Source organism: Ethanoligenens sp. (assembly GCF_047718355.1).
GTDB lineage: Bacteria > Bacillota > Clostridia > Oscillospirales > Ethanoligenentaceae > Ethanoligenens.
In genome coordinates this window covers 1-26,407 of the sequence record NZ_JBDNLG010000033.1, presented here as the reverse complement: position 1 = coordinate 26,407, position 26,407 = coordinate 1, and the positions used below count along the sequence as shown (strand labels likewise).

At 54.7% G+C, this 26,407-nt stretch carries 28 protein-coding genes, 1 pseudogene and 1 riboswitch; of the genes and pseudogenes, 21 read left to right on the top strand and 8 right to left on the bottom strand.

All coding sequences use genetic code 11. The annotated features are described in order from the left end of the window. The 5 genes from ABF463_RS06930 to ABF463_RS06910 form a co-directional block, all read left to right on the top strand. Positions 1 to 393, top strand: a 393-nt coding sequence (locus ABF463_RS06930) for a ferredoxin--NADP reductase (protein ID WP_415532844.1), incomplete at its 5' end; no start/stop codon positions are given. Between the two features lie 33 nt (positions 394 to 426). Continuing rightward, complete coding sequence (locus ABF463_RS06925; RefSeq protein ID WP_415532843.1) at positions 427 to 810, top strand: cytochrome b5 domain-containing protein; 384 nt, start codon at positions 427 to 429, stop codon at positions 808 to 810. A 76-nt stretch (positions 811 to 886) separates the two neighbouring features. Next, positions 887 to 1,144, top strand: coding sequence for an SHOCT domain-containing protein (locus tag ABF463_RS06920; RefSeq protein ID WP_415532842.1), 258 nt, complete (start codon positions 887 to 889; stop codon positions 1,142 to 1,144). A gap of 73 nt (positions 1,145 to 1,217) precedes the next feature. After that, a complete protein-coding gene (locus ABF463_RS06915; RefSeq protein ID WP_415532841.1) occupies positions 1,218 to 1,751 on the top strand; it encodes a rubrerythrin in 534 nt (177 codons plus the stop codon). Between the two features lie 73 nt (positions 1,752 to 1,824). Then, positions 1,825 to 1,916, top strand: a riboswitch (NiCo riboswitch). A 120-nt stretch (positions 1,917 to 2,036) separates the two neighbouring features. Continuing rightward, positions 2,037 to 4,565: a cation-translocating P-type ATPase gene (locus ABF463_RS06910; protein WP_415532840.1), complete on the top strand. Its 2,529-nt coding sequence runs from the start codon at positions 2,037 to 2,039 to the stop codon at positions 4,563 to 4,565. Positions 4,566 to 4,578: 13 nt separating this feature from the next. Here ABF463_RS06910 and ABF463_RS06905 read toward each other — a convergent pair whose 3' ends face one another. Continuing rightward, a complete protein-coding gene (locus ABF463_RS06905; protein ID WP_415532839.1) occupies positions 4,579 to 5,310 on the bottom strand; it encodes a VanZ family protein in 732 nt (243 codons plus the stop codon). A 185-nt stretch (positions 5,311 to 5,495) separates the two neighbouring features. On the opposite strand from ABF463_RS06905, the gene ABF463_RS06900 reads away from it, so the two are divergent. Beyond that, positions 5,496 to 5,810, top strand: coding sequence for a demethoxyubiquinone hydroxylase family protein (locus tag ABF463_RS06900; RefSeq protein ID WP_415532838.1), 315 nt, complete (start codon positions 5,496 to 5,498; stop codon positions 5,808 to 5,810). Between the two features lie 128 nt (positions 5,811 to 5,938). On the opposite strand, the gene ABF463_RS06895 is transcribed toward ABF463_RS06900, so the two are convergent. Together ABF463_RS06895 and ABF463_RS06890 are read right to left on the bottom strand one after the other, a co-directional pair. Then, a complete protein-coding gene (locus ABF463_RS06895; protein WP_415532837.1) occupies positions 5,939 to 7,264 on the bottom strand; it encodes a 4Fe-4S binding protein in 1,326 nt (441 codons plus the stop codon). Further along, positions 7,257 to 8,234, bottom strand: a complete 978-nt coding sequence (locus ABF463_RS06890; RefSeq protein WP_415532836.1) for an FAD:protein FMN transferase — start codon at positions 8,232 to 8,234, stop codon at positions 7,257 to 7,259. The genes ABF463_RS06895 and ABF463_RS06890 overlap by 8 nt, the downstream gene beginning before the upstream one ends. Before the next feature lie 322 nt (positions 8,235 to 8,556). On the opposite strand from ABF463_RS06890, the gene ABF463_RS06885 reads away from it, so the two are divergent. From ABF463_RS06885 to ABF463_RS06830, 12 genes and pseudogenes are all read left to right on the top strand, one after another. Beyond that, the gene (locus tag ABF463_RS06885; protein WP_415532835.1) at positions 8,557 to 9,213 is read left to right on the top strand and encodes an ATP-binding cassette domain-containing protein; all 657 of its coding nucleotides are present in this window, start codon (positions 8,557 to 8,559) and stop codon (positions 9,211 to 9,213) included. Beyond that, positions 9,210 to 9,968: an ABC transporter permease gene (locus ABF463_RS06880; RefSeq protein ID WP_415532834.1), complete on the top strand. Its 759-nt coding sequence runs from the start codon at positions 9,210 to 9,212 to the stop codon at positions 9,966 to 9,968. The genes ABF463_RS06885 and ABF463_RS06880 overlap by 4 nt, the downstream gene beginning before the upstream one ends. A 181-nt stretch (positions 9,969 to 10,149) precedes the next feature. Continuing rightward, a complete protein-coding gene (locus ABF463_RS06875; RefSeq protein WP_415532833.1) occupies positions 10,150 to 10,491 on the top strand; it encodes an ArsR/SmtB family transcription factor in 342 nt (113 codons plus the stop codon). Between the two features lie 125 nt (positions 10,492 to 10,616). Further along, positions 10,617 to 10,994, top strand: a complete 378-nt coding sequence (gene arsD, locus ABF463_RS06870) for an arsenite efflux transporter metallochaperone ArsD (protein WP_415532832.1) — start codon at positions 10,617 to 10,619, stop codon at positions 10,992 to 10,994. 19 nt (positions 10,995 to 11,013) lie between these two features. Then, a complete protein-coding gene (arsA, locus tag ABF463_RS06865) occupies positions 11,014 to 12,759 on the top strand; it encodes an arsenical pump-driving ATPase (protein WP_415532831.1) in 1,746 nt (581 codons plus the stop codon). A gap of 31 nt (positions 12,760 to 12,790) precedes the next feature. Further along, a complete protein-coding gene (gene arsB / locus ABF463_RS06860) occupies positions 12,791 to 13,873 on the top strand; it encodes an ACR3 family arsenite efflux transporter (RefSeq protein WP_415532830.1) in 1,083 nt (360 codons plus the stop codon). After that, positions 13,870 to 15,528, top strand: a complete 1,659-nt coding sequence (locus tag ABF463_RS06855; protein WP_415532829.1) for an FAD-dependent oxidoreductase — start codon at positions 13,870 to 13,872, stop codon at positions 15,526 to 15,528. Before arsB ends, ABF463_RS06855 begins: the two co-directional genes overlap by 4 nt. A gap of 96 nt (positions 15,529 to 15,624) precedes the next feature. After that, positions 15,625 to 16,086: a MarR family winged helix-turn-helix transcriptional regulator gene (locus ABF463_RS06850; RefSeq protein WP_415532828.1), complete on the top strand. Its 462-nt coding sequence runs from the start codon at positions 15,625 to 15,627 to the stop codon at positions 16,084 to 16,086. 19 nt (positions 16,087 to 16,105) lie between these two features. After that, complete coding sequence (gene arsM / locus ABF463_RS06845; protein WP_415532827.1) at positions 16,106 to 16,933, top strand: arsenite methyltransferase; 828 nt, start codon at positions 16,106 to 16,108, stop codon at positions 16,931 to 16,933. 105 nt (positions 16,934 to 17,038) lie between these two features. Continuing rightward, positions 17,039 to 17,539 carry a GNAT family N-acetyltransferase gene (locus ABF463_RS06840; RefSeq protein ID WP_415532826.1) on the top strand — a complete coding sequence of 167 codons (501 nt, stop codon included), beginning with the start codon at positions 17,039 to 17,041 and terminating at the stop codon, positions 17,537 to 17,539. 199 nt (positions 17,540 to 17,738) lie between these two features. Then, a pseudogene (locus tag ABF463_RS06835) lies at positions 17,739 to 17,867 on the top strand (DNA polymerase IV); the annotation flags it as partial. Further along, a complete protein-coding gene (locus tag ABF463_RS06830; RefSeq protein WP_415532825.1) occupies positions 17,842 to 18,222 on the top strand; it encodes a transposase in 381 nt (126 codons plus the stop codon). The pseudogene ABF463_RS06835 and the gene ABF463_RS06830, both read left to right, overlap by 26 nt. Positions 18,223 to 18,385: 163 nt before the next feature. Here the strand turns inward: ABF463_RS06830 and ABF463_RS06825 are convergent, their stop codons facing one another. Together ABF463_RS06825 and ABF463_RS06820 are read right to left on the bottom strand one after the other, a co-directional pair. Then, on the bottom strand, positions 18,386 to 18,727 hold the full coding sequence (locus ABF463_RS06825; protein ID WP_415532824.1) for a hypothetical protein: 342 nt from the start codon (positions 18,725 to 18,727) through the stop codon (positions 18,386 to 18,388). Between the two features lie 130 nt (positions 18,728 to 18,857). Then, positions 18,858 to 20,255 (bottom strand): relaxase/mobilization nuclease domain-containing protein, encoded by a 1,398-nt coding sequence (locus ABF463_RS06820; RefSeq protein ID WP_415532823.1) that lies wholly within the window; start codon positions 20,253 to 20,255, stop codon positions 18,858 to 18,860. 140 nt (positions 20,256 to 20,395) lie between these two features. Here ABF463_RS06820 and dapB point away from each other — a divergent pair, with 140 nt between their 5' ends. Both dapB and ABF463_RS06810 read left to right on the top strand, forming a co-directional pair. After that, entirely contained in the window at positions 20,396 to 21,217 is an 822-nt protein-coding gene (gene dapB / locus ABF463_RS06815; RefSeq protein ID WP_415532822.1) for a 4-hydroxy-tetrahydrodipicolinate reductase, read from the top strand. A gap of 107 nt (positions 21,218 to 21,324) precedes the next feature. After that, positions 21,325 to 21,555 carry a cortexillin II gene (locus tag ABF463_RS06810; protein ID WP_415532821.1) on the top strand — a complete coding sequence of 77 codons (231 nt, stop codon included), beginning with the start codon at positions 21,325 to 21,327 and terminating at the stop codon, positions 21,553 to 21,555. A gap of 61 nt (positions 21,556 to 21,616) precedes the next feature. Here ABF463_RS06810 and ABF463_RS06805 read toward each other — a convergent pair whose 3' ends face one another. Beyond that, complete coding sequence (locus ABF463_RS06805) at positions 21,617 to 21,781, bottom strand: hypothetical protein (RefSeq protein WP_415532820.1); 165 nt, start codon at positions 21,779 to 21,781, stop codon at positions 21,617 to 21,619. A 145-nt stretch (positions 21,782 to 21,926) separates the two neighbouring features. On the opposite strand from ABF463_RS06805, the gene ABF463_RS06800 reads away from it, so the two are divergent. Further along, positions 21,927 to 22,139 (top strand): helix-turn-helix domain-containing protein, encoded by a 213-nt coding sequence (locus ABF463_RS06800; RefSeq protein ID WP_415532819.1) that lies wholly within the window; start codon positions 21,927 to 21,929, stop codon positions 22,137 to 22,139. An 86-nt stretch (positions 22,140 to 22,225) separates the two neighbouring features. Here the strand turns inward: ABF463_RS06800 and ABF463_RS06795 are convergent, their stop codons facing one another. Together ABF463_RS06795 and ABF463_RS06790 are read right to left on the bottom strand one after the other, a co-directional pair. Continuing rightward, on the bottom strand, positions 22,226 to 22,567 hold the full coding sequence (locus ABF463_RS06795) for a plasmid mobilization protein (protein ID WP_415532818.1): 342 nt from the start codon (positions 22,565 to 22,567) through the stop codon (positions 22,226 to 22,228). A 5-nt stretch (positions 22,568 to 22,572) separates the two neighbouring features. Further along, positions 22,573 to 26,407 (bottom strand): helicase-related protein (locus tag ABF463_RS06790; RefSeq protein WP_415532817.1); only part of this gene is annotated, 3,835 nt, incomplete at its 5' end.

The window sequence follows — 26,407 nt, the reverse complement described above, 5'->3', positions numbered from 1 at the left end:
GGCATCGTGCTCATTGCGGGCGGCGTAGGCATCACTCCCATGCTGAGCATCCTGCGCTACTACGCACAGGCGGACAGAGCGCAAAAAATCATCCTGCTTTGGGGCGTTTCCCGGCAGGAGGAGCTGATTTGCCAAGGCGAGCTGCGGGCGATGCAAAGCGAAATGAAGCAGTTCACGTTCCTGCCGGTCGTCAACGCGCCCGACTTTTCCGGGGAAAAAGGCTATATCACGCAAGAAAAAATCGAACGCGTCCTGCACGATCAAGGCGCCGATAGGCAGAAGCAGCACTATTTCTTCTGCGGCCCTGCGCCCATGTGGGCCGGCATCCAAAAAAGCCTGCGCGCCATGGGCGTGCCAAAGCGGATGATCCATGCGGAACACTTTTCTCTGTAAGCTGTCCATCTGATGTTGAAACGAGGAATCTATGTGAAAAAATTTGCGTTATTTCCGCCGGCTGTCGCGCTGGTGTCCATGGCCGTTTTTGCCGGATGCGCCGCGAACAGCCCCGCGGTGTCCTCGGGCACGACAGGCGCGGTTTCTGTTTCCAGCTCCTCCTCCACCGCTTCCACCTCTTCGTCCACCCAAAAAGTGTTCACACTCAGCGAGCTGAAGCAGCATAACGGCAAAAACGGGAGCCCCGCCTATATCGCCGTAAGCGGCGTCGTGTACGACGTGACGAACGTAAAAGACTGGAGCGGCGGCTCGCACCACGGCTACTCGGCCGGGCAGGATCTCACGCAGGCCATCAAGCAAGCCCCCCATGGCACGTCCGTTCTGAAAGGCCTCCCTGTAGTGGGCAGGCTGCAGTAACGGGTAAAATGCACGCTTCCTCATTTATACTGTAATCGTGCCCTGCGATCGGGGCATGGAAACAAAGGAGACTATTATGATGTATTTTGGAAGAGGTTTCGGCGGAGGATACTTTGGATACGGCAGTCCGTTTTTGGGCATCGGCGGCGTTCTCATGTGCGCCGTATGCATGGCTCTGGTCGCTCTGGCAATCGTCTTTGTTGTGCGCGCGTTCAAAAAATCGGGGCGTCTGCATGCGTCCTCCGGGGCAATGGAAGCGCTGCGTCTGCGGTATGCAAAGGGCGAAATCAGCGAGGAGGACTATCTGCAGATCAAAAAGGCGCTGGAACAATGACGCTATGCGGGTACGCGAAGCACATGGCAATATATCCGGACATATATTGGGGTGTGAAAGTGAGGAGATAAGGATGGATTATTCAAATCCATATTTTCCGTCTTATAACGCCCCCATCGTCCCGGTCGCGCTGCCGTATTCCGCCCCGGTGCAGAACCAGCCGTTCGACACGATGTTCGTCTATCCGCAAAACGTACCGAATGCGCTTGCGCTGATCGCGCAGGCTGTGGCGGGCGAGGCGGAGGACACGCAGTTTTACACCTGGCTGCTCCAAAACGCGCCCTCGGATGAGGACCGGCAGATTATCACCGGCATCCGCAATGACGAGATGCACCACAACGGCTGGTTCCGCCAGCTGTATCTGGAGCTGACGGGCAGGCCGGTACCAGCCGTGCAGGGAGAAACCTTTACGCCGCCTGCCTCATACTGCGACGGGCTTCGCCAGGCCATCATGGGTGAACAGGACGCGGTGCGCCGCTATCGGCAGATCCTGTTTGCACTGCAAAACCGGGTACATATCAATGTAGTGACCAACATCATCACCGACGAGCTCCGCCACGCGATCCTGTATAACTATCTTTACGCCAAAAACAACTGCACAGCCTGAACGCCGCAGTCTTGACAGGACGCGGAAGCGCATGTTAAACTGAACGCATCTCTTTGCACTGCATATTCCATCTACAGTACAAACTGATCAGGCGGCGCGGACTCACGGTTCGGCCAGCCGGGCCGTGACGGCAACGGGTCGATTCATCGCACCTGTGGGACAGTATGATGTCCCACAGGTGCTTTTTGTATCTATATGGGCATCGGTAGAACATGCAATGCCATAGAGCATCTTACTTTTGAGCGGGCGTATGGGCGCCATACCCCAACAAGGAGGTAACTTTCTATGACAAACCATGGCACACCCACACCCTTGGCTGGCCTTACCACCGCGCAGGCACGGGAACGGCAGAAAAAATGCGGCAAAAATGAACTGATCCCTGCAAAAAAAGAAAGCCTGCTCCATGAAATCGTAAAAGCGCTCTCCGAACCGATGTTTGTGCTGTTGCTGGCCGCAGCCGCCATCTATTTTATCCTGGGTGAGCACCGTGACGGCATGATCATGCTGGTTTTCGTGGTCGGCACCATCAGCATCGACATCGTCCAGGAATGGAAAACAGACAGAACCCTGCAAGCGCTGAAAGACCTTTCCGCGCCGCAGATCGGCGTGATACGCGACGGCAGGGAAACCGTCATCGACAGCGTCGATTTGGTTCCAGACGACCTGATGCGAATAGAAGAAGGCGTCAAGATCCCGGCGGACGGCGAGATCGTCCGCGCAAACGATCTTTGCGTCGATGAATCGTCCTTGACAGGTGAGGCGGAGGGCGTTTGGAAAACGGTCGCGGACACCGCCGCGGCAAACCCAAACGGCGTCTGGCGGCTCGATTACTGCTATGCCGGCACACTGGTGACGCAGGGCAGCGCACTGATCCGTGTCGAGCGGATCGGCGCGGAGACGGAATATGGCAAAATCGGCGCGCATGTGGCCGCTGCGCCGGAAAGCCGCACACCGCTTCAAACGCAGACCGGGCGGCTGGTGAAGCTCAGCGCGGGCATCGCAGCCGTTTTGTTCGCGCTGGTCTGCTGTGTGACCTGGCTGAACATTCCCGACCATCTTTTCAAAGACCGGCTGATCGAAAGCATTCTGTCCGGCATCACACTGGCCATGGCGATGATTCCAGAGGAGTTTCCCGTCATCCTCACCGTTTTTCTGTCCTTAGGCGCATGGCGTCTTGCAAAAAAGCAGTCGTTGGTTCGCAGGCTGCCCGCCGTGGAAACACTCGGCTCGGTTTCCGTTTTGTGTGTGGACAAGACCGGCACGATCACGATGAACCGCATGACCGTTCAGGAAATCTGGGCGGCAGACGGCGACCAAACGCGGCTGTCGGAAATCATGGGTATGGGCTGCGAAACGGACGCCTATGACCCGATGGAGCAGGCCATGCTCGCACATTGCGCGCGCATGGGGCTTACCAAAGAGCACTTATTTTCAGGCGAGCTGGTCACGGAATATCCCTTTACCAACGAGGCCAAAATGATGGGGCATGTCTGGAAACGTGACGGCCGCACCATCATCGCGGCAAAGGGCTCGCCGGAAAAGATTCTGGCGCTCTGCGGGCTGGCCGATCAGGCGCTCGATACCGTACGGACGCATCTGGGCGAGATGTCCCGGCAGGGTCTGCGCGTAATCGCGGTCGGCCGGCAGATTCTGGCGGACGGCGAGACAGTTCCGCCGGGCTTGTCAGCATGCAGCCTGCAGCTTTGCGGGCTGGTTGGGCTTGCCGACCCACCGCGGGAAACTATAAAAGAGGACATCCGGCGCTGCGTGCGCGCCGGTATCCGCGTCGTGATGATCACAGGAGACAACGGCGTGACCGCCAGTTCCATCGCCCGCCAGATCGGCATGCCGGGCTGTGAAAAAATCACCACCGGCGACGAACTGGACCAGATGACGGATGAAGCGCTCTGCGAGAACGTGCGGGAAACAAACATCTTTTCCCGCGTTGTGCCCGCGCACAAAATGCACATTGTCAAAGCGCTCAAAGAAAACGGCGAGGTGGTCGCCATGACCGGCGATGGCGTCAACGACGCGCCCGCGCTGAAATATGCCGACATCGGCATTGCCATGGGCAAGCGGGGCTCGCAGGTCTCGCGGGAGGCCGCGGATCTGATCCTGCTTGACGACCGCTTTACGACCATCGTGGACACCATCGGCGACGGCCGGCGCATCTACGACAACATCCGAAAAGCCGTGGGCTATGTGTTCACCATCCACATACCCATCGCGCTTTCCTGCCTGCTGGCGCCCATGCTCGGCATCAACCCCGCCAGCCTGTTTTTGCTCCCGCTGCATGTGGTGCTGCTGGAGCTGATTATCGACCCGACTTGTTCCATCGTTCTGGAGCGCCAGCCTGCCGAACAGAATATCATGGCGCGCGGGCCACGCGACCCCTATGAAAAGATCATCGGGGCAAAAGGGCTTTTGAAAAGCGTTTTGCAAGGCCTGGCCGTTTTCGCAGCCTCGTTTGGCGTATACGCCGCGGTTTTGCAAAGCGACCCGGCGCATCACGCACCTACCGCCCGTGCGATGGGCCTGGCCATTCTCTTTATCAGCAACATGCTGCTGGTTCAGGTGAACAGCTCCGACCGGGATGCCGTCTTTGTCACGGCAAAACGCCTGATGCGCGATCGGGTCATGTGGGCGACGATGGTGGGAACCATTGCGGGCCTTGCTTTGGTTTTGTATTCCCCGCTTTCCGGTTTTTTGAAGCTGTCGCCGCTTTCCGGCGTGCAGATCCTCGTTGTTCTGGGCATCTCTGCGGCAGCCGTTTTGTGGTATGAGCTGGTGAAGCTCTTTCTGCGGCACCGGTGAGCCGCGGGCGCGGCTATGTGGCGTCGGCCTGCGTTTCGTGGAATATCTCCGCGTGCAGATCATCCAACGGGCGGTCGCCGCGCGCCGCCACAGCTTCCCCGGTTTCCACGGCGGGGTCGCCTTGCACGCCCGCCGTGCGGATGAATGCTACGGCCGAGGACGGCGTCGACAACGCAATCGGGCTGATTCCGAGCTGCGCGCTATACTGCGTCGCGGCAAAAACGTATCCGCTGCAAAGCAGAAATGCCGACAAATACAGAATTTTGGCGTAGCCGCCCCACGTCAGCGGTCTGCGATTGGAAATCAGTTGCAGCAAGGCAAAGCCGGCAAGGCCGCCCAACGTGTTCAGGATGACATCGTCCACATCGCTGCTGCCCACATGCAGCACATATTGGAGCACCTCGATCATCAAGCTGAACCCGACCGTGACCAGCGTGATTCGTGTACCCCGGCGAAGAGGCTTTATGAGCATCGGTATAAAATAGCCAAACGGGAGAAACAGGATCACGTTCCCCGCAAGATTGGCGAACGCCTGCCGCATGCCGGCCGCGCCGCCGGACAGCGCGACACCGATATAATAGAAAATGGTGTGCAAAGGGATGAGGTTGACCGCATGGGCCCCACTTCCCGAAAGCATGACGGCGTTTCGCAGCAGCAGAATTTTCAACAGCGCGGCCATATAGAGCATGAAAAGCAGAAACACAAACGCCTTTTGGGAGCCTGTTCCGGTTTGATTTGTACGCATATGAACCACCAGCTTTCTGAGCACCCGATCCGTATCTTTGCCCCTATCATAAAGCCGGCGGATTAACACCGGATGAGAACCGTATGGCTCTTCTGTAAACACGCCCGGCCACCCGCGCACCGGCACGCATAACCGGCCGCGGTCTGCAAAAAATAACGGCAGTATTTAAAAAAGGAGCGTGCCATATGGCGTTATTAGGAGACCCGTTTATTGCCAATGTTTCCAGACCGCTTACCAATGGGGAGCTGCTACAGGCGATCCGGGTGGATCTTGCAGGCGAGCTGGAGGCGATCATCGGCTACGAGGCCCATGTGATGGCCACAAACGACGAGCGCGTCAAAAAAACGCTGGGACACATTGCGGAAGAAGAACGCCAGCATGTGGGAGAGCTGCAGGAGCTGCTCGCCGTTCTCAGCCCGAACGACGGCGCGCAGACGGACAAAGGAAAGCAGGCCATCCAGCAACAGCGACAGACGAATTTTCAAGCGCCGCTGCAATAAAAGCAGACACACAAAGCCAAACGCACAGCAGCCTTTGCCGCAAAATACCGTGGCAAAGGCTGCTGTGCGTAGCGGGGGTTATCCAAAACATAAAAACGCGATCGGGAAAACGGAGAGAGAGCGGCGCTTCACACCGCTTTACCCAGCGCGTTGGCCACCGCCTGCATGATGCCCCGGCTGCTGTACGTGGCGCCGGAAACGGCGTCCACCTGCGGTGTCTGCGAACGGAGAATCGACTGTGTCACCGACGGGTAGGCGCGCTCGAAGAACTGCTGGTCGTCGTTCGTGGAGACGATGCGTACATTGGTAATCTTCCCACCCTGCACGGTAACGGAAACCGTCGTCGTTCCACCGCGGAAACCGGTGCCGGAACCCTGATAGGTGCCGTCTTTATATTTGGAAGCCGCATTCGCAGACGGCGCGGTCGAAGCGGACGACGCCGGCGAACTTGCCGTGGACGTTTGGCCGCTTTGGGCAGCGGACGAGCTGTCCGAGGACGCCGTGGCTTGAGAGGACGCCGCCTGTGAGGAAACGCTGCTCAATGTCGAAGAAGAGGCCCCGACGGCAGCCACGGCATTCGTCCCAAGCAGTCCGGCGGAAAACGAGCCGGCATAGTACAGCCCGGCGATGGCGGCCGTCACGGTCGCGCCCGCCACGATGGGCCGCACGCTGCCGCCCGAAACGATCAGCTCCGCGTTCCCGCGCGGGCAGGCCGACACGCAGGCCAGACAGTCGATGCATTCGCCCGAGCGGCACGTATCTTTCCGATAAAGCGGGATGCCCATGGGGCAGGCGTTGGTGCAGGCACGACAGCTTCCACAGGACGTCCGCTCTTTTCGGATGGCCGTGATGCGCGCTTTGGAAAACACGGCGAAAATGGCCCCCAGCGGGCAGAGATACCGGCAGAAAAAGCGCCGGACAAAAGCGGAGCCGACCAAAATGCCGACGAGCAGCAAAAAGGCGGGCAGCAGACTGGTGAGCACAAAACCGATGGCTGGCGCTTTCCCCACCGTCAGCAGCATGCCGAACGCGTCCCACGGGTTCGCGGACGCAAACGCGCCGGAGCCGGACACCCACACCAGCCAGACGAGCAGCGCCAGCCAGATGTATTTGACAAATTTGAGCGCGCGGTCGGCTTTTTCCCCGATACGCGGCGCGCGCCCGCGTAGTTTCGCCGTGATCTCATAAACAAAATCACCCAGAGAGCCGAACGCGCACATCCACCCGCAGAAAAACCGACCCAACACAAACGTGACGGGTAGAACGACGAGCGCGGCAACGATTTGCGGCAGCAGGGTCGCGGGGTCGAAGCTGTGGTGCAGGATGCTCAGAACGATCTGTTTTACGCCGCTGAACGCGCTGATATACAGCCCGGGCAGAAGCAGGAAAAAAAGAACCTGTGAAACGGCCCGGACGATACGGACAACGGAAATCTTTCGCTTACGCTTATGCATGAAACGCTCCTTTTTGCGCAGATGCCGGAAACAGAACGAAGCGGCCCGCAAGCCCTTTCGTGGTAAAAATCTGGCCGTTTTCCATGGCAAAAACGGCCTCGGCGGCGTATGCCCGCAGCAGCGGCAAGCCCCGGACGCCTAAAATGAACAGCGCGGTGGAAAGCGCGTCGGCGTCCGTCGAGCGAGAGCAGACCACCGTCACGCTCAACAGCCCGCTCTGCGCCGGGCGGCCGGTGCGCGGGTCGATAAGATGGTGACAACGCACGCCGTCCTGGATAAAAAAGCGCTCGTTGACGCCAGAGGTAACGACGGAGCCGCCCGTCAGGTGCAGCACGCCCAGATAGTCGCCGCGTCTTGCCGCGGGGTTCTGGATGCCGACGCGCCAGGGCTGCCTGTCCGATCGGTCGCCCAGCACCGCGATGTTCCCGCCCAAGTTGACCAGCGCGCTTTGCACGCCGCTTTCCCGCAGGATGCGCACGACCTCGTCGGCAGCGTACCCCTTGGCGATGCCGCCGAGATCGACGGCCTGCCCGGTCTTTTTCAAAAACGCCGTGCCGCGTTTGGCGTCGCAGACCAGCGCGCGGCTGTTTACCAACCGCCTGGCGCAGCGAATCTCCCGCAGGACGGGTACACGCTCCTCTTTCCCGCCGACGCCCCACAGGGCGACCAGCGGGCGGACGGTCACATCGAACGCGCCGCCCGAGCGGACGGCGAAGCGTTTGGCATCCGCAAGTAGGCGCAGGGTCTCCGCATGCACCGGCACCGCCGTTTTTCCCGCGGCCGCGTTCAGCCAGGCGATGTCGCTTTCGGGCCGGAAAACGGCCATGCGCGCGTCGCTCTCCCGAACGCGCGCTTCCGACTGTTCCGGCGCATGCCCGCCGTGGCCGTCGAACACCGTGAGCTCGTTCAGGGTCCCCAGCGCCTCGAAACGGCGGCAGGCGGGCTCGATTTGCTTTTGGGCTTGTGTCATGGCAGAAATTCCTCCGTTGCACTTGTATATCCCTCCGCGTGCACATTTCCGGCACGTTCGCATTGGTCATTTCTACTATAACGTAAAAATGTGGAATGGCCGTGATGGAAGCGTCACAAAACTGTGAACGAGCCGATGTTTCCCGCCGGAGCGAAAAGCGGGTGGCGTGGCAAACCGCCTGCACACAGTATCCGCCTTGATGATTAAAATCAAATGAGGGGCCGTCGTTTCACCCGGCGCGGCCGGAAAAGCGTCGGGGAGATTTTAATGATTTTCCAATCTATTTATGCTATCCTGAAACGGACAGACAGGGGGAATTGCATTGTCTCAAATTGTGCTTCAGGATGTCGTGTATCGCAGCGGTGAAAAGGAGATTTTGACGGGAATCGACCTTTCCATCGAACAGGGCGACTTTTTATCAGTCGTCGGCCCTTCCGGGTGTGGGAAAAGCACGCTTTTAAAGCTGTGCTGCCACCTCATCAGCCCGTCCGCCGGCCGCATCACGCTGGACGGCCGGGATATGATGACGCAGGAGCCCACAGCGCTGCGCCGGAAAGTCGCATATTGCCTGCAAACGCCCGTGCTTTTTGGAAAAACGGTGGAGGAAAACCTGGTCTACCCTTACCAGATCCGCCGACAGGAGCCGGACCTGATGCGTGCGCGGGCGATGCTCGCTCTGTTTCAACTGGGCAAAGACTGCATGGCGCAGGACATTCAAAGCCTTTCCGGCGGAGAAAAACAGCGCATCGCGTTGGCACGCACACTCCTTTTCACACCGGACGCTCTGTTGCTCGACGAGGCGACGTCGGCGCTGGACGCAGAGAACACCCACATCGTGGAGCAGGCCGTGGAGGCCCTGAACCGGGAGGGCGTCACCGTTCTTTGGGTGACGCACAGCGAGGAACAGAGCCGTCGCATCGCCCGACGCCGCCTCACGATGGGAAACGGACGCATCCGGTCACTGGAGGCGCTGCAATGAACACAGCCCATGTGAGCACCCTTTCGCTGCTCATCGCATCCTCGCTGGTGCTGGTCTCTCTGGGTTTCTCCTGCACGCAGAAGTTGAAGCTGGAAAGGGAAACGCTCATCAGCATCGTGCGGGCCATCGTCCAGCTGGTCGCCGTGGGATATATCCTTACATACCTATTCAAGATTGACAATCCGCTCGTCACGACGCTGATCGTGCTGTTCATGGTGTTTAATGCGGCATGGAATGCCGCTGGGCGAGGCAAAAAAATATCGCACGGATTGCTCATCTCGTTCTTTTCCATCGCGGCGGGGGCCGGGGCCACGCTTGCGGTGCTCGTCGCCTCCGGCGCCATCCGCTATGTTCCAAACCAGATCGTGCCCATCAGCGGCATGATCGTCAGCAACGCGATGGTCGCACTCGGACTCTGCTACCGACAGATGGCCATGGAATTTCAAAGCAGACGCGAGGAGGTGGAAACCAGGCTGGCGCTGGGCGCGGATATTCTCCCCGCTTCCATCGACATCATCCGCACGTCCATCCGCACCGGCATGCTGCCCACGATTGATTCCGCCAAAACGCTCGGCATCGTCTCGCTGCCCGGCATGATGACCGGCCTGATTCTCGCCGGCGTTTCCCCCGTGCAGGCCATCCGCTACCAAATTCTCGTCACGTTCATGCTGCTTTCCACGACGGCCATCGCGTCGTTCATCGCCTGTTATCTGTGCTACCGGGGCTTTTATAACAGCCGCAAGCAGCTTCGCTGACGGGAAAATCAGAATGCCGGCATCGCCTGTTTTTATCGACGGCTTGTATCTCTGTTGTCTGCTTTATGGCTGCCCAAAGATATGTTCACTTCAAATATGGATTGACAAAAATGCTTTTTTTGCATATTATATAGATAATCATGAATATCGTTTACAATTATCTATATATTGGGAGGTCAAAATGGAGAACACCTATGCGGATTTCGCCCTGCTTTTCAAAGCGCTGTCGGACGAAACCCGTCTGAAAATCATCGACATGCTGTCATGTGGGGAGCTTTGCGCCTGTGACATTTTGAAGCATCTCCATATAACGCAGCCAACGCTGTCCTATCACATGAAGATGCTTTCTGAATGCGGCATTGTCAATGCTGACCGGCAAGGTGCATGGATGCACTATACTTTAAACGGAACTACCGCAAAGAGCATTTCAGAATTTTGGAAATTGCTCTCCAACAACAAGGGGAATTGCATCTGCCACAGCTGCTGTGAACAGCAGGAAAGTGGCTGCAAATCAGAAAACTGACAATATACATACACTGATTCATAACGCATTTGATGACCGATTCCCGCACTTTTCCATGCCTTCTATATAGATGATTGTCTATTATATTCAAAATTTTCGATTATATTGTAAGGAGTTGTTTTGTTATGAGTAAAATGATTATTTTTGATCCCGCTATGTGCTGCTCCACGGGAGTTTGCGGCCCTTCCGTAGACCCGGAATTGCTGCGAGTTGCCGCCGTGCTTGAAAACCTGAAAAAAGCCGGTATTGAAGTGGCGCGGCACAACCTTTCTTCCGAGCCGCAGGCGTTTATGCGCAGCGAGGTAGTCGCCAACGCACTGAATGAAAAAGGCGTGGCAGCCTTGCCGATCACAATGGTTGATGGGAAGATCGCGAAATCCGGCAGTTATCCCACTAATGAAGAATTCGCCCATTTGCTCGGCATCTCGGTGGATACGATTAATTCGGCCACCAAAGTAAAGGTGAACAAACACTGCAACTGCGGCCCCAAAGGCTGTTGCTGACAGGTAAACAGGTACGGATATGGAGCTATATAACCCGGCAAAAGTATCAACGACGAAATATCTGTTTTTTACCGGTAAGGGCGGTGTGGGCAAGACTTCGATTGCCTGCTCCACAGCGGTATCCCTTGCGGATTCCGGGAAAAAGGTATTGCTCGTCAGCACCGACCCGGCATCCAATCTACAGGATGTTTTCGGCATCCCGCTTGGCAACAAGGGCACGGAAATCAAAGAAGCGCCGGGGCTCGTGGTTGCAAACCTCGACCCGCTTGCCGCAGCCGCTGAATACCGTGAATCGGTCGTCGGGCCGTATCGCGGAAAATTCCCCGATTCCGTCATCTGCAACATGGAGGAACAGCTTTCCGGCTCCTGCACGGTCGAGATCGCGGCGTTCAATGAATTTTCGGCCTTCCTGACCGACGAAGATAAGGCGAAACGATTTGACCACATCCTGTTTGACACGGCCCCTACGGGCCACACCCTGCGGATGCTCCAGCTTCCCTCCGCATGGACGGGGTTTATCAGTGAGAGCACCCACGGGGCGTCCTGCCTCGGACAGCTCTCCGGCCTTGAAAGCAAAAAGGGAATCTATAAAAAGGCCGTACACACGCTTTCTGATGGTGAACTTACAACCCTTATTCTTGTCACAAGGCCGGAGGCTGCGCCGATTCTGGAGGCTAAGAGGGCATCCGAAGAACTCGGAACGCTCGGTATCAACAATCAGTTGCTTGTGGTCAACGGGCTGCTGGAAAGCAGCGATCCAAACGACCTGGTAGAAACCGCTCTGTTTGAGAAGCAAAAGGCCGCGATTGAAAACATTCCCGCCGAGCTTTTGAAACGACCTACCTCAATGGTGCCCCTGCGGGCCTATAACATAACCGGCATTGAGCATGTCCGTCATATGCTCTCCTATTCGGGAAGCACAAACAACGGAAACAGTCCCGCGAAAATAAGTACCTACACGCTGGCAGATGTGGTAGATGAACTTTATAGCTCCGGCAAAAAGGTGATCTTCACGATGGGCAAGGGCGGCGTCGGAAAGACCACGGTTTCCGCCGCCATCGCGCTGGAACTGAACCGCAAGGGCCAAAAAGTGCATCTCGTCACCACAGACCCTGCCGACCACCTGAATTTTGTAATGAACGGTGATACAGGAATCTCTGTCAGCCATATTGACGAACAGCTTGAGCTTGAAAAATACAGGGATGAAGTGCTGGCAAAAGCCCGGAAAACCGTGAGCGAGGACGATCTCGCCTATGTAGAGGAAGACCTGCGCTCTCCCTGCACACAAGAAATCGCCGTGTTTCGGGCCTTTGCCGAGATCGTGGCGAAAAGCCAGGACGAAACGGTGGTGATCGACACAGCGCCGACCGGCCATACGCTCCTGCTGCTCGAATCTACCCAAAGCTATAACCGGCAGATCGAGAATTCGGGCGGCGACGTATCGGAGGCGGCAAAAACATTGCTGCCGAGACTGAAAGACCCGAACTACACAGAGGTGGTCATCGTCACACTTCCCGAGACCACACCGTTTTTTGAAGCGCAAAGGCTTACCGAAGACTTAAAGCGCGCGGGCATTTCGACAAAGTGGTGGATCGTAAATCAAAGCCTGTCCTTTGCAAAGACAACCAGCGATTTTCTGAAAGCGAAAGCGTCCGGTGAAATTCAGTGGATCGAAAGGGTTCGTGAAGTTTCAAACGACAGTTTTGCGGTCATTCCGTGGAAACCGTTTGAAATCAAAGGCAACAGGCTGCTTCAATTGTTATAGTCGCTATTCCGCAATTATTGGAGGTAAAAACATGGAACGAGCAGGCGGCAGGCTTTCCTTCTTAGACCGATTTTTGACGCTATGGATATTCCTTGCTATGGCAATCGGTGTTGCACTGGGTAACTTTTTTCCCGGCGCGGCAAACGCCATTAATCAATTAAGCACCGGCACGACCTCATGGCCCATCGCGGTGGGGCTGATTCTGATGATGTACCCGCCGTTGATAAGAGTGAAATATGAAGAAATCGGCAAGGTAGCAAACAACAAAAAAGTATTTGGCTTCTCTCTTTTGCAGAACTGGATCATCGGGCCGATTCTGATGCTTATTTTGGCTCTGATTTTCTTGCCGGATAAACCGGAGTATGCGGTTGGCATCATCGTCATCGGGCTTGCCCGCTGCATTGCAATGGTGATTATCTGGAATACCCTTGCCAAAGGCGACAATGAGTATTGCGCCGCTTTGGTGGCGCTCAACGCCATCTTTCAAATCCTCCTTTACTCGGTCTACATCTGGCTGTTCGCCACGGCTCTGCCGGGTGCCCTGCATCTTTCGTGGGGCGATAAAGCCGTTCATGTTTCCATTTGGGAAGTCGCCCGCAGCGTATTGACTTATCTCGGCATCCCGTTTGTTGCGGGTATCGTTACCCGCCTTGCCGTGATGCACACCAAGGGAAAGGAATGGCTGACCAAGACATTCATTCCGAAAATATCACCGCTCGCCCTGATTGCGCTGCTCTATACTATTGTCATCATGTTTATGCTCAAAGGGCGTATGATCGTTGAGCTGCCGCTGGATGTGGTGCGGATCGCGATCCCCCTGCTGATCTACTTTGTCCTGATGTTTTCCATCAGTTTCTTCATTTCCTATAAGCGTGGATTCCGGTACGAGCAAACGACGACCTTATCCTTTACCGCCGCGAGCAACAACTTTGAGCTTGCCATTGCCGTATCAGTCGCGGTATTCGGCATCGGCTCCGGGCAGGCGTTCGCCGCCGTCATCGGCCCGCTGATCGAAGTGCCGGTGATGATCCTGCTCGTGCGGCTTGCGCTCTATCTGAAAGGCAAATATTTTGATGAAAACGGACTTCCCCAAAAAGTTGAGGTGTCAAAATGAAAATCGTCATCATCGGCTCCGTCGCGGCGGGAACATCGGCGGCGGCCAAGGCCAGAAGGAACACCGAAGACGCGCAGATCACCATCTATGAAAAGGATCGCTATATATCCTACTCAGGATGCGGCCTGCCTTACTTTGTGGGCGGGGAAACCTCCGACATCGGCAAGCTGACGCCGCGGGACGCGCTGTGGTTCAAGGAACGATATAAAGTCGAAATCAAGACAGGATGCGAGGTGTTGGCGGTCGATCCCGCCCGGAAAACCCTGAAAGTGAAAAGTCTCGCAACCGGTGAAGAATTCTCGGACACTTACAATAAACTGGTGCTTGCAACAGGCTCCAAGCCTTTCAAGCCGCTGCTTGACGGCATCGGGAGCAAAAACGTGTTCACCATCAAAAATCCGCAGAACGCGGTTGATGTGGACGCATACATTGTCAGGCATCAGGCGAAGAAAGCCGTTATCATAGGCGGCGGCTATATTGGTCTTGAAATGGCGGTAGCCCTGAAAGAGCGGCAGATGGATGTGACCATCCTTGAACTGAGCAATCATATCATGCCGCCGATGGACGACGAAATGGCCGCCTACCTCCAGCAATACATGATCGAAAAAGGCATCGACATTCTGACAGCGGCCAAAGTCACCGGCTTTCAGCATAGCGGCGATACAGCCAGGGCGGTAAATGTCGAGGGGCAGGAAGCCATCCCGGCAGACTTGTTTATATGGTCTGCGGGCATCAAGCCCGAGGTGGAGCTTGCAAAGGCAATGGGTGTGAAGCTGGGCGAGACCGGGGCCATCGAGGTTGATAATCGGATGCAGACCAACCTTTCCGATGTTTACGCCGTGGGCGATTGTGCACAGGCTTACTCTCTTGTGACGGGCAAACCCCTGTACCGCCCAATGGGCTCTACAGCCAACAAAATGGGTCGAATTGCCGGGGACGCAATCACCGGGGGCAGCCTTGCATTCAGAGGTGTGCTCGGAACAGGCATCTTCAAAGTGTTCGGCCTTTCCGTTGCCATGACCGGTCTGACGGAAAAAGAAGCCCGGAAACTCGGCTATGACATTGAAGTCAGTCATAATATCAAACCGAATGTACCGGAATACTATCCGGGTTCCACGGAAATGACCATTAAAGCGGTCGCCGACCGCCAGAGTGAAAAGCTGCTGGGCGTTCAGATTGTGGGCGGTGAAGGGGTTGACAAGCGGATCGACGTTTTTGTGACGGCAATCACCTACGGCGCGAAGGCAGGCGACCTCTTTCATCTTGACCTTGCCTATGCGCCCCCGTTTGCGACCACCAAAGACCCCGTGCTTTATACCGGCATGATACTGGACAATGCGCTGAATCGCGGGCGCAGGATCATGACGGCGCGCGAGCTGATCGAAAGAACAAAGTCTGGGGAAAAGATAACGGTCATTGATGTCCGAAGCAAAAAAGACAGGGACAAAGGCTCTATTGAGGGTTCACTTCACATCCCGCTGCAAAAGATACGTTTCGAGCTCGGCAATTTGGGCAAGTACGATCTGATTGTCGTGCATTGCAACAAAGGGGTTTCCGGCAATGCGGCGCAGAACATTTTAATCAACAACGGGTTCAGGCATGTGTATAACCTGTCGGGCGGCTACAAGCAGTATCGTATGGAAAAGAGTAAATGACAAAAAATATGTTGACTTAGCCAGTTAACATATTTTTTCGGACATCACTTGCAATATACAACTGTTAGGTGATACAACAGTTGCGGAGGCGAGACAATGAATGAACGGAATGATTCGATAAAACTGCGTGAGACAATTCGAAAGCTGGAACGAAAACTCGGTATTCTCGAAGAAAGCGAGCTTTCCTGCTGCAATATATCATTGGCACAGTGCCATGCCTTGGTGGAAATCGGACGGGCAAAGACCATTTCGCTCAATGAGCTTGCCGAGCTGCTGAATCTCGAAAACAGCACCATGAGCAGGACGGTAAGTAACCTCGTGAACAGCGGGTATGTGAAAAGGGATATTGATGCCACGGACAGACGATACCTCACCATATCGCTCACAGAAAACGGTCAGGATTTGTTTAACCGGATTGAGGCCAGCATGGGAAAATACTATCGGGACATCTTTGATCAGATCGAGGAAGCCAAAAGAGGGCAAGTCATCGAAAGTCTGAATCTGCTGCTTGATGCGGTTGAGAAAAGTAACTGCTGCTGCGGTAATAACTGCTGCTAATTTAGAAAGGAGTACGACCATGGAATCTCAAGTTCACTCGAAAGTACAGGAATATTATGGCGGGATCGCCAAAAGCATTACGGAGGGTCAGAATAAATCCTGCTGTGGGTGCGGATCGACCGGAAATCAGTCCTGTTGTGATGGAATCAGCAGTTCGGCTGTCATCTACAATGGAGAAAACCTCAGTGATCTGCCCAAAGAGGCGGTAGACGCATCCCTTGGCTGTGCAAATCCGCTGGTGTTTGCCCGGCTCGAAAAAGGCGAAACCGTTTTGGATTTGGGCAGTGGAGGGGGCATCAATGTCCTGATGGCCGCAAAGCATGTCGGCGAAACCGGCAAGGTCTACGGCCTTGACATGACGGATGAAATGCTGGCACTTGCCCGCAGCAATCAAGAGAAGATGGGCGTTAAAAACGTGGAATTCATAAAGGGTTTTATTGAGGACATTCCGCTTAAAAATGAGGCCATGGACGTCATCATCTCGAATTGTGTCATTAACTTGTCGGATGACAAACCCAAGGCAATTTCAGAGGCTTACCGGGTACTGAAAAAAGGCGGCCGGATCGCCATCGCCGATATTGTCAACCTAAAGCCGGTTTCGGCGGATATAAAAAGTCAAACCGATTTATGGTGTGGCTGTATTGCGGGTACGCTTGAGCTTCAGGAATACAGGAGTATCCTCGAAAAAGCGGGTTTTCACGACATTGAGATCAACCCGGCCCATGTTTACACAAGAGAAGTGATCGAGCAGCTTTTTGGAAATTCCCCGGAATATAAGACATCCGGTGTAGATATGGACAAAGTGGACGGGGCCTTCGCCGGTGCTTATATAAAGGCTGTAAAATAGGATACGTTTCTCTACTTTTGTCAGAAGGGATTTATTCTATCACGTAGTTGTATATCACAATTATTTGTAAATACAATCATTTTGCTTGTTGAGGAGCCTGTAAAAATGGATGCTGTAATACGTTCGATGAATGATAAAGATTGGCCGTCCGTTTCTAAAATTTACCGGCAGGGAATTGAAACCGGGAAGGCTACGTTTCAGAGCGATATACCCACCTACGATGACTGGGATGCCGCACATATTCGGGAATGCAGATTTGTTGCTGTGGTTGACGGGGAAGTCGTGGGGTGGGTTGCACTCTCAAAAATTAGCAGCCGGTGTGTGTACGGCGGCGTCGCCGAAGTTAGCATATACATCGCAGAAAATTATCGTGAAGAAGGGGTCGGTCGGCAACTGCTGAAATACCTCATTACAGAATCGGAGAAAGCAGGTTTTTGGATGCTGCAATCGGGCATTATGGAAGACAATACAGCCAGCATCAGGTTGCACGAACGCTGCGGCTTCCGCATGGTTGGCTATCGAGAGAAGATCGGAAAAGATGTCAGGGGCAAGTGGCGAAATAACGTTCTGATGGAGAAAAGAAGCCATCTCGTAGGAATAGATTGATTCCAAAGTGATAGAGGGTGTCTATTATGTTATTCGTGGAAATCGTACTGGCTATCATTCTTATAGCTGCTGTTGGGGCTGTAGGCTCTTCGGGCAGCAGAAATAGTGAAGAAGCGGTAATGGAAAAGTTCTGCAAACTTGAATGTACCTGCTGCCAGAGACGGCCTTAACATCAAAGAGAGCCTGCCTACTTACATTAGTGGGCGGGCTCTTTCGGTATGTGGATTTCAATTGTTTTTACGCGAAAGTAGAATGCCTGTATCGCCCGGAAATACGAAACAAACCGGTAGCTGTCGGCGGCGATGAATCGCAGCGCCACGGGATTGTTCGACAGTTGGATCGTCGGCTGCGCCACTGGCAGCCGAATCGACACCGATCTCTGCAAGCGTGTGCTGAGCGCCCCTATCCGGCTATACAAGCCTGCCGCGGGTTTGATCCATCATTCGGATCAGGGTATCCAAATCGTTCCCAGCATGAGCCGGAAAGGCACACCCTACGACAACGCCGGCACCAAGTCCTTTTTCAGCACAATCAAGCTGGAGATGATTTATCAGGAGCATTACGCGACCAGAGCGCAGGCACAAGCCGCCATTTTCGAATATATTGAGATTTATTACAACCGGCAGCGGCGAAACGCCGCCATTGGCAATGTCGCACCAGCAGAATTTCGGAGGCGCTTTTAACAGCAACGGGCGGCATAGCCCGCAATCTCGCGATATTCTTTGATTTCAACCGTTTGCACTACTTCTGTGCCTCCGAAATGTCGGGGAAGGCTCACTTTTTCCAATTGGAAAATAGCACACATAGCGAATCCACTTGCCTGTCGCGCCCGACGGCGCGGAATAATTACAAATTCTCAAATATGGTCAAATTGCGGGGATTGCCTTCATCCGCCTCTACAACATTGATTGTTTCAGAAATACGTTCAAAAGGAACTCCACCCATATCGGCGGATGAACAAAATGCATTAAAAGACGAAAACTCACGGTCATTCAAATAATAGACCTTATCAGTGAATGTCTTTGAACGCGCATCATAATCACTTGCAATGCCAATGTTATAATCATTGCCCTCATATTGAATGACGAGTTCAAGGGTATCAATGTCCTGCCTCAAAAGATCCAGAATGGTCTGCACGGTACAGGGCACAGGCTCCCATTTATATTTTTTCTTCTTATTAAAACGCATTGCGTTTGCCTCCAAGGTGCAGCGTTACCATATTGGACAAAGTTCTCCCTGTTTATAAGTATGGACTTTCCAGAGGAAATAAGCAATAAGCATGACGTTACATTCTGCACTTTTACGACTGCTCTTTGGACTATCGTCCCTGTTCCCGCTGCCTGTCCGGCAGTTCCACCCGCAAAATTTGATCTACGTTACGCCGCACCGTCTGAAGCTCGTACTGCTCGTCTTTTAAGCAGCGGTATTCCTCATACTTTGCTTTTTTCTGTTCCAGCAGCGCGGTATATTCCGTTTGTAACTGCGCCATCGTTGGAAGTTTGGCGGTATGCAGCGCGTCGAACGCCTGTTTGGCCTCCTGCCGCAGCCGCAGTTCCTCCGCATGCTGTGCCCGGAACGATTGGCTCCAGCCGGAGGCCTTGTACTGGTCAAAGACTTTTTTCGTCTTGCTGTAGTTAGCGATGTGCTTTTTAAGTGTCCCAACCTCCGCCATGCGCCCCCCCAGTTTACGCATAACGGATGAGGCTTCCGACATGCCTTCCGTTACCGCCGTCATGTGCGCGAGCAGGCCCGCGTAATCGGCAATCCCGTGCTCAGACAGATAGTTGAAGGTTTTGGCGGCCTGTTTGAGGTTGAAAATCTTGGCCCAGCGTTCGTAACCGGGGCTTTTGCCGGCATCAATCTTAGCCTGAATATCAATCAGGAGGTTGATGCCGCTTACATACTCCCTCCGGGCTTTTTTCTGCACCGGTGTGGGCCTCTGCCGCCCCGCCAGACGTGCGCCAATCGCCTGTTCGGTATAATCCGCGCCAAGCGTTTTGGCGCGTGTAAAACGCTCCTGCCCCGGCGCACGGAACGAGATGTATTTGCCACGCTTGATTTCATATCCCGCCTGCCGCATACGGGTAAGAAAATTATCAAAATCGGCGGCAGACGGCAGCGCCGTGTCGATATTCTGGCGCAGCTTCGCTTTCCAACTGGTGCCCGCCTTTTCCGTCGCCCATTCTTTATAGCTTTTCCCTTTTTCTTTCGGATGCTCAATCACAAAATAGCCATGCTCTTTGCAAAGGCGGTCATTAATGGCGCGCAGGGATTTATAGGAATTGTAGTAGTTGCGGAACTTGCGTGTGGCATCCAATGCGGTGCTGTTGAAATAGACGTGTGTATGGACGTTTTTGCGGTCAACATGCGTGCAAACAAAAAAGGCGTGTTCGCCTCTTGTAAATTCCATCACGGTTTCATACGCCAGCCGGTTTGCGTCCTCCGGCGTGATTTCTCCCTGTTTGTAGGATTGAATGACCAGATAAGCGACTACATCCACCCGGTGTTCGCGGCTGCGACCGGTCAATGTCTCGTAAAGCTGTTTGGTCGCATAAAACTCTTTGTATGCATAGTGGGGATTGCACTGGTAAGCGGTAATCAGCCGCCCCTGATCGGTTTTATTCGGGTTCATGCCGTAGTCCTCCCGATCTTTCAGCGTTTTGACGAAGCTCTCCCCGTTTCGTCCATGAAGCGGGCGAATTTTTGAAATTGCCATGCGGTAACCTCCCTATATTTATATTTGACAGTTTCCAAGTTCTGTAATATAATTTAAGTGACAACTTTTATATATTATGCAAGTTGCCTATTTCCCCCGGACGAGCCTGTTAATCGGAACGGATGAGAAAGGTGTTGAATATGCTCAGACTATGTGTATCGGGTTTGGGAAAAGCCGGTATCCAGACGGCAAAATATCTGTTTGGAATCCCCGATGTTCATTTGGTATCGGCAATATGCAGTCCGGGCAGTTCGAAGGCCGGACGGGATTTAGGTGAGATTGTCACGGGAATGGGAAAGGAAGTTCCGGTCTATCCCGCCGACCAGATCGAGCCGTGCGTATTTCAGACAAAGCCGGATGTGGTGATTGACTTTTCGACGCCGGAAGCCTCCTTGCCAAACGCGGCGGTGTTCGCCCGGATGGGCATCAATCTGGTGATTGGAACGACGGGTTTCAGTGAACCGCAGGAAGAATTGTTTGATCGGATCGCCCGCAAATATCCAATCGGGTTGATCTACGCGCCCAACATCACGCGCGGCGTGAATGCCATGATGCTTTTGACGGAAATCGCCGCACGAATTCTGGAAAGCTACGATTTTGAAATTGTGGAAATGCACCACAAACGAAAAAAGGATATTCCATCCGGTACAGCTTTGAAGATTGCGGATTCCATTGAGAACAGAAGCACGTCCGGGCCGCTTCGTCGGCACGATATTCCGATTTCATCTGTCCGCGCCGGGGGCATTGTCGGCATCCACAAGGTCATGCTGGTAGGCGAAAATGATATGATTGAATTGACGCACCAGTCTTTTTCAAGGGACGCATTTGCGGAGGGCGCTCTACACGCCGCGCGGTTCATACAAAATAAACGGGGCGTTTTTAAGATGCGCGACGCCCTGCAATACGACCGGGTTCTGACAGAATTTGTGGAAGAGCACACGCGGATTCCAATGGAAGAATGAACACGCTTTGCGCAGATAAACTTTTTTTGCATGAGCGCTTTACTTTTTTCCACCGATGCGCTATGCTCTAACTATCGTGAACATTTGAAATAGGAGCGTGCAAAACAATGGCAAGAGGCGTAGCCAAAACTTCCGAAGAGAAGATTGCGGAGATTGAAGCGGTCAAGGCAAAATTCCAGGAGAAGATCGACGGTTACAAAGCGAAGATTGCAGAGCTGGACGATCAGCTCAAAGCGATTGCAAATGAAGAAAAAGAGGCAGAAGTCGAAAAGCTCCTGCAAGCCATCGCCGCCAGTGGAAAATCAGTTGACGAAATCATGGCAGCTCTCAATAAATAACCGATCTGTGACACCACATTAAAAAGCCACAGCCCCAAAGGCTGCGGCTTTTCGCTTTGTTTTACTGATCGTCTTGCGGCGGTTCGATGTCCGAAGTTAAATGCAGCTCCGTATCATCGGACGATATGTAAAGTTCCTCCGTTTCCTGCTGTGCCCGCTGCAACAGGTCGATTGCTTTTGTGGTTGCCTGAAATAACTTCCGATACATTTCACGATAATCTGCCATGTTAACGCCACGCTCTTTCTGTTCGTATCCTTGGGTTGGTTGGTGTGATATGCAGCGGAGTGCCGCACGTTCATTATTATAATCTGAAACAGGTTAAAATCAATGTTGTCGTTTGGGTAAGGGGTACTATTATCGGGGTGATAATATGTATCCAAGAATTAGAAGCCTCAGAGAAGATGCCGATTGGAACCAGACGCAGGTGGCAAAGCAGATCGGAATGTCCCAGACCGGATATTCCAAATATGAAACTGGCGAAAATGATGTTCCGGTCGGAGTTTTAATGAAACTTGCTAAATTGTATAATACCAGTATTGATTATTTAGTTGGATTTACCGATAACCCAAAACCATACCGGTAAAATTCCCGAAAAGACGCAACCCCCGGAATGCCTCATTCCGGGACGCTGGCGGCCTGATGCCTGTTTTACACCGCCGCCACGGTGGCTCAGAGATTTTTCCATTTGGCGAGCAGCTTGTTCAGGCCGTCGAGTAGGGTTCCGTAATGGCGTTCCAGATCGGCCACATCCTCGGCATACAGGCTGTTTGTTTCATTGGCGCGCCGGGCGATCTGATTGACGTTTGCGCCGCTGCGGCGCAGGAGCGCCACCAGCTCTTTCACTTCGGACATGTCCGCGTACACCACATACCCGTCAATCGCCATCTTGCGCAGGTAGGCGTTGGTGTCGCGGATTCCGGCCTGCTCCATTTTTTTATGGATCAGATCGCGCTCTTTTTCGTTGACGCGGAAATGGATCTGGACGGCCCGCTGCCGGTTCTCTTTTGGCATCCCCGTCACCTCACCGGTTCCCGAACGGGAGTGTCATGGGTGGAGTGTGGGGCCTCCGCCGCTTTCTTTACCAGCTCGGAAAGCAGCGCGTGGACGCACGGTTTTTCCGCCTTTTCAGCGGGCCGCAACGCCGGTTCCGGCGCGCTTTCGGCATGTTCCTGCCCGTCACGCGGCTTCCGGCTTTCCGCCGCCAGCAGGGCGTTGAGCGCGTTCAGGCGTTTTTCCTTTGCGGCCAGATCCGCCTCCTGCGGGAACGGCTTTTGCAGTTCCTCCTTGGCGGTTGCCATCTGCTGGTGCAAGGTATCCAGCGTATTTTGCGTTGCGCGCAGTTCCTCCGGCATGCGTTCCAGCTCATTATGGATGCGCGCCACGTTTCCGGCAGCGTCCATTCCCACGTTCACGGTATGGGAGAGCGCGTTCTTCAAAGACAGGTGGAACAGCTTGCTGAACGCGTCCCATTGAATGCGGATGGAAAACCCGCAATACTTTCCGATCTCCGCCGCTTCCTCGGTGCAGTCCACCGTCTTGCAGGCTTCGATAATCGCCTCACCGGCCGCCTTTCGCTCGTGGAATGCAGCGCCCAGCACCGTCATGGAAAACGCCTCCGGGTTCTGCGGCTTTTGCTCCCGGTAAAGGGCGATATCCTGTTCCAGCCCGGTTATTCTGGCCTCCTTTTCCTTGATCTGACCCGGAAAATGCCGCAGAACATTGTCCTCCAGCTCGTAATGCTGGCCGTTAAAATCCGTCTGATAGACGCGCAGCTTGGCAACCTCAATGTCGAGTTCCATCTTTTCCTTGATGCGCTCATCACCGGTCGCAAGTGCCTTGACTTCCGCATAGGAAAGCGCGGTATCGTCCACGTCCTCGCAGCTCCGGGCCGGGCTTTTTCCCGTTACCACCTGCGAGATGAATTTCTGCTTGCTCTCGACCAGCCCCCAGTTGTAGGCGTCAAACGTCCCTTTGGTGACGTATCGGAATATTTTGATGGTGCCGAACAGGTTGCCCTGCCTGATGCCGCGCCCGTCGCGCTGGGTCAGGTCGCGGGGCCGCCAGGGGCAATCCAGATGATGGATCGCCGCCAGGCGGTCTTGCACGTTGGTTCCGGCTCCCATTTTACTGGTGGAGCCGAGTAAAATCCGTACCTGCCCTTTGCGGACTTTTGCGAACAGCTCGGCTTTCTGCGTCTCGCTGTTCGCGTCGTGAATGAACGCGATCTCCTCAGCGGGAACGCCCGCCTCCATGAGTTTATTTTTCACATCATCATAGACGTTGAAAGCACCGTCGTAATGGGGCGTGGACATGTCGCAGAAAAGGAGTTGGGTTCCTTTCTGCTCCTCGGTGTCGCGCCAGACCTGAAGCACGTTCTGCACGCAGGCGTTGACCTTGCTGTTCGGATCGTCAGGGAGCAGCTCGCTCATCAGCCGTTGATCCAGCGCGAGTTTTCGCCCGTCGCTGGTGATCCGCAGCATGTTATCGACATGGGGATCGACTTTTCCGCTGTGAACATCCTCGGCGCGCTCCGCCAGCGCCCGCACCATGTCCGCCTGTTGGGTACTGGCCTCGGTGGTGACGTTACTGTATTCGGCTTTCGGCACGGGCAGATTGAGCATTTCGGCGGTCTGAATATCGGCGCTTTCTTTCCACATCGCCATGAGTTCCGGCAGATTGTGAAACTTTGCAAACCGTGTCCGCATGCGGAATCCTGATCCTTCAGGTTTCAGCTCCATCTGCGAAACGGTTTCTCCGTACAGCGCCGCCCAACTGTCGAAATGGCTGAGTCCCTGCTCCTCCAGCGTGTCGTGCTGGAGGTATCGCATCATCGTGTAGAGTTCTGTCATTGAATTGGAAATTGGCGTCCCCGTGGCAAAGACAATGCCGCGCCCGCCGCCACCGGAGCTTCCGGCAGTGATCTCGTCGAGGTAACGGCACTTCATGTAAAGGTCGGAGGATTTCTTTGCTTCCGTCTGCGAAACGCCCGCCACATTGCGCATTTTTGTGAACAGCGCCAAATTCTTAAAACCGTCCGCCTCGTCCACAAACAGCCGGTCGATACCGAGTTCCTCAAAGTTGACCACATCATCCTGCCTGATGTCGTTGAGTTTTTCCAGCCGGGTTTCCAGAGACTTTTTGCTTTTTTCCATCTGTTTGATGGTGAAGCGTTCGCCCTTATCCGCTTTGGCGAGCGCGATTTCGGTCGTGATTTCGTCGATCTCCTGCCCAATCATGTGCGCCTGCCGCTCCTTGGAAACCGGGATTTTTTCAAACTGCGTGTGCCCGATGACCACCGCGTCATAGTCCCCGGTGGCGATCCGGGCGCAGAATTTCTTGCGGTTGGCCGGTTCAAAATCCTTCTTGGTGGCCACCAGCACATTGGCACCCGGATACAGGCGCAGAAAGTCCGCGCCCCACTGTTCGGTGAGGTGATTCGGCACGACATACAAGGATTTCTGACACAAACCCAGCCGTTTGGCCTCCATTCCTGCGGCGATCATTTCAAAAGTTTTGCCCGCGCCTACCCAGTGGGCGAGGAGCGTATTCTTTCCATATAAGACATGCGCGACGGCGTTGCGCTGATGCTTGCGCAGCGAAATTTCCGGCGTCATGCCGTCGAATTTCAAATGGCTGCCGTCGTACTCGCGGGGCCGGATGCTGTTGTAAAGCTCATTGTATTTTTTGCAAAGGGTCTCTCGGCGCTGTGGGTCTTTCCAGATCCATTGCGTGAACGCGCGTTTAAGCGCCTCCTGTTTCTGCTGGGCGATGGCGGTTTCCTTTTCGTTGAGGACGCGCTTTTCTTTGCCGTCCTCCAATATAATATCGTAAATGCGGCTGTCCTTGAGATTGAGCGAATCCTCCAAAATGTAATAGGCGTTGCGGCGCTTGGTGCCGTAAGTGCCGTAGACGCGGCTGTTGTCCCGGTTGTCCTGCCCCTTGCCCTTGATGTTCCAGATGCCGGTCACATCCATATACCGCGTGATGATACCATCCCCCTGCAAATACCGGGGCGTTTGCAGGGTTTCATACATAAACCTGTCGATGTACGCCGTGTCGATCCACGTTTCGCCCAGCCGCACGCTGATCTCGGCGGCGGAGAGGTCTTTCGGCTGCACCTGTTCCAGCGCGGGCACGTTCGGGGCAAACAGCGAATCGGCTTCGGCGGCGGTGCGGGCAATGCGCAGCTTTTCACGGACATTGCCGGAGAGGTATGCATCCGCCGTCACCCAGCCCCGGTCCGTCAGCGGAATGGACTGGCCGTCCTTTTCAGACTGGAACGGCGGCACCGGCACGGGAAAGATCACGCCGCGCAGATCGTCCACGATGGACGGGATTTTCTCCGAGCCGCCCATGAGCGCGCCCATGAAGCGGAGATCCACACATGCTTTTTCCGCGATGGAGACGGCCAATGCCTCCGCCGCCGTATCGACGGAAGTCACCGGCTGCGCGTGTCGGATCGTCCGTTTCGTGAACATATCCGCTTTGCGAACAAGATTTCCGTTCTCGTCCACCACTTCCAGCGACGCAAGCAGGCTGTACGAGGAATCCGCGTCAAACGCGCGGCGGTTGGCCGACGCCGAGAGCAGGCCATTCCGGGAAGTATAGGCGTCATACAGGCGGTTCAGCCTGCTTTGCTCCCGCTGGATTTCCGCTTCCGGCGCATCGTCCATTTGCAGGCCGATCAGCGTCCGGGTGCTGTCGCGCAGGGCGATCATCCCCCGGATACGCTGCGTTTCGGCGTCGGATTTGTCCCGGACGAGATCCATTTTCGAGTTTTCACGGAAATACAGGTGATCGTCCACCAGCGTATAGGAGAAATTGCGCACCTCCGGATCGGCGGGCAGGGAG